This is a genomic window from Robinsoniella sp. (genome assembly GCF_034124845.1).
In genome coordinates, this window is the sequence record NZ_JAWYAJ010000320.1 from 1 (window position 1) to 3837 (window position 3837).

At 45.2% G+C, this 3837-nt stretch carries 2 protein-coding genes; both read left to right on the top strand.

The genetic code is table 11. From position 1 onward, the window contains the following. The first annotated feature begins 4 nt into the window (after window positions 1–4). Complete coding sequence (uvrB, locus tag ACH2DQ_RS16115) at window positions 5–1987, top strand: excinuclease ABC subunit UvrB (RefSeq protein ID WP_394913581.1); 1983 nt, start codon at window positions 5–7, stop codon at window positions 1985–1987. 1 nt (window position 1988) lies between these two features. Next, window positions 1989–3837 (top strand): excinuclease ABC subunit UvrA (gene uvrA / locus ACH2DQ_RS16120; RefSeq protein ID WP_395027418.1); only part of this gene is annotated, 1849 nt, incomplete at its 3' end.

Consider the following 3837-nt stretch of genomic DNA (forward strand, 5'->3'; position numbering starts at 1 on the left):
GAAAATGGAGTTCAAATTACACTCAGAATATCAGCCCACCGGGGACCAGCCCCAGGCTATAGCCGAGCTGGTTCAGGGCTTTAAAGAAGGAAACCAATTCGAAACGTTACTTGGTGTCACAGGTTCCGGTAAGACTTTCACAATGGCAAACGTCATACAGAAGCTGCAGAAGCCAACGCTCATTATAGCCCATAATAAAACCCTTGCCGCCCAGCTTTACAGCGAGTTCAAGGAGTTTTTTCCCGAAAATGCGGTGGAGTATTTCGTGAGTTATTACGATTATTACCAGCCGGAAGCTTATGTTCCCTCATCGGATACTTATATTGCCAAGGATTCGTCTATTAATGATGAAATAGATAAGCTGCGGCTTTCCGCCACCACATCCCTGGCAGAGCGGGATGATGTTATTATTATATCCAGTGTTTCCTGTATCTACGGATTGGGAAGTCCGGTGGATTATAAGGAAATGGTAATTTCCCTGCGTCCGGGTATGGAAAAAGACCGTGATGAAGTAGTCCATAAGCTGATTGATATTCAGTATGACCGGAATGATATGGACTTTAAGCGTGGTACTTTCCGGGTCAGAGGAGATGTACTTGAAATATTCCCGGCGGATTCCAGTGATACGGCAGTCCGGGTTGAGTTTTTTGGGGATGAAGTTGACCGTATCGTAGAGATCGATGTATTAACGGGAGAGATTAAAAGCTCTTTGGAGCATATTGCCATTTTTCCTGCCTCTCATTATGTTGTACCAATGGAGAAAATACTGGAAGCGGCAGCTAACATTGAGGAAGAGCTGAAGGAACGCGTGGCCTATTTTAAAAGTGAAGACAAGCTTTTGGAGGCACAGAGAATCTCCGAGAGAACAAATTTTGATATAGAGATGATGAAGGAAACAGGATTTTGTTCCGGAATCGAGAATTATTCCAGACATTTATCAGGATTGGAGCCTGGTGCTACACCGCATACGCTGATCGATTATTTCCCGGACGATTTTCTGATGATCATCGATGAGTCCCATAAGACGGTGCCCCAGATCAGGGGAATGTATGCAGGAGACCAGTCCAGAAAGAGTACCTTAGTGGATTATGGATTCCGTCTGCCCTCCGCAAAAGACAACAGACCATTGAATTTCGAAGAGTTTGAAAATAAAATTGATCAGATTATGTTTGTCTCTGCGACACCGGGCGATTATGAAGAACAGCACGAACTCCTGCGGGCACAGCAGATAATCCGTCCGACAGGACTTTTGGACCCTCAGGTGGAAGTTCGTCCGGTAGAAGGTCAGATTGATGATCTGGTGGGAGAAGTGAATAGAGAAATAGAGATGGGCAATAAGATCCTGATCACCACCCTCACAAAGCGCATGGCGGAGGATTTAACCGATTACATGAGAGAAATTGGTATCAAAGTCCGGTATCTGCACTCGGATATAGATACGCTGGAACGATCTGAAATTATCCGTGATATGCGACTGGGTGTATTCGATGTACTGGTTGGAATCAACCTGTTAAGAGAAGGTCTGGATATTCCGGAGATTACGCTGGTAGCAATACTGGATGCGGATAAAGAAGGCTTTTTGCGTTCCGGAACCAGTTTGATCCAGACAATTGGACGTGCAGCCAGAAACTCCGACGGACATGTTATCATGTATGCAGATGTGATAACTGATTCCATGAGAATGGCAATTGACGAGACACAGAGAAGGCGTGCAGTTCAGGAGGCTTATAATGAAGAGCACGGCATTACTCCTCAGACCATTAAGAAAGCTGTCCGTGATATTATCAGTATATCCAAGGCAGTGGCGAAAAATGAGATGGAATTCGAAAAAGATCCGGAATCCATGAGCAGAAAAGAACTGGAAAAACTGGTTGGAGAGGTTCAGAAACAGATGAAACAGGCAGCAGCAGAGCTGAACTTTGAAGCTGCCGCGGATTTACGTGACAAGATGATCACACTAAAGAAACAATTACAGGAGATAGAATAGAATGGCGGTAAAAAATGGTAAGCAGTATATAAAAATAAGAGGAGCTAACGAGCATAATTTAAAGAATATCACTTTAAATATACCCAGAAATGAATTTGTAGTTTTGACCGGGCTCAGTGGTTCCGGAAAATCTTCTCTGGCATTTGATACAATTTATGCAGAAGGGCAGAGACGTTATATGGAATCTCTGTCGTCTTATGCAAGACAGTTCCTGGGGCAGATGGAAAAACCAGAAGTAGAGAGCATTGAAGGACTACCGCCGGCGATTTCCATTGACCAGAAATCCACCAACCGAAATCCCAGATCTACGGTGGGAACGGTTACGGAAATTTATGATTATTTCCGTCTTCTGTATGCCAGAATCGGTATTCCCCATTGTCCCAAGTGCGGAAAAGAGATAGCAAAGCAAACGGTGGACCAGATGGTGGACCAGATTATGGAATTGCCGGAGAAATCTAAGATACAGCTCCTAGCGCCCGTAATCCGGGGCAGGAAAGGGGAGCACACGAAGCTGTTTGAGCAGGCAAAGCGCAGTGGATATGTACGTGTCCGCGTGGATGGAAACATGTATGAACTGTCAGAAGACATTAAGCTGGATAAAAATAAAAAGCACAATATTGAAATCGTTGTGGATCGTCTGGTGATTAAAGACGGTATACAAAAAAGGCTGACAGATTCCCTGGAGAATGTCTTGAATCTGGCGGAAGGCCTGGTACTTGTGGACATACAGGATGGGGAACCGATACGTTTCAGCCAGAGCTTCTCCTGTCCGGACTGCGGCATCAGCGTAGATGAAATCGAACCGAGAAGCTTTTCCTTCAACAATCCATTTGGTGCATGCCCGGATTGTTATGGGCTGGGGTACAAGATGGAATTTGATGAAGAACTGATGATTCCGGACAAATCCCTGAGCATTGCAGATGGGGCAATTACGGTCATGGGATGGCAGTCCTGTACCGATAAAGGAAGTTATACCAGAGCCATTCTGGATGCTCTGGCAAAAGAGTATAAATTTGATTTGGATACGCCTTATCAGGATCTGCCGGAAAATATCCGTCATATGCTGATTCACGGAACCAATGGAAAAGAAGTGAAAGTATATTACCGGGGACAGCGTGGAGAAGGCGTTTATGATGTTGCATTCGAAGGGCTGATCCGGAATGTGGAACGCCGTTACCGGGAGACCGGTTCTGATTCCATGAAACAGGAATATGAAGCTTTTATGAGAGTCACCCCCTGTAAAACCTGTGGAGGACAGCGACTGAAAAAAGAAGCGCTTGCAGTTACGATTAATGACACCAATATTTTTGAAGTTACTTCCATGTCGATTCGGAAACTTCAGAAATTTTTGGACAGCATGGTTCTTACCGAGCACCAGGAAATGATTGGACATCAAATATTAAAAGAGATTAAGGCAAGAATCGGTTTCCTTATCGATGTGGGACTGGAATATCTCACGCTGGCAAGGGCGACAGGTACGCTGTCCGGCGGAGAGGCACAGCGTATCCGTCTGGCTACTCAGATTGGGTCCGGGCTTGTAGGGGTTGCGTATATCCTGGATGAGCCGAGTATCGGTCTGCATCAGCGTGATAATGATAAGCTGCTGCGTACCCTGAATAATTTAAAGGACCTGGGAAATACCCTGATCGTAGTAGAACATGATGAAGACACCATGCTGGCTGCAGATTATATCGTAGATATTGGACCGGGTGCCGGAGAACATGGCGGCGAAGTTGTGGCTGAAGGTACTGCAAAACAGATTATGAAAAATAAAAAATCCGTTACCGGTGCCTACTTAAGCGGAAGAATTAAGATTCCCGTTCCAAAGGTCAGAAAAGAGCCGGTTGGTT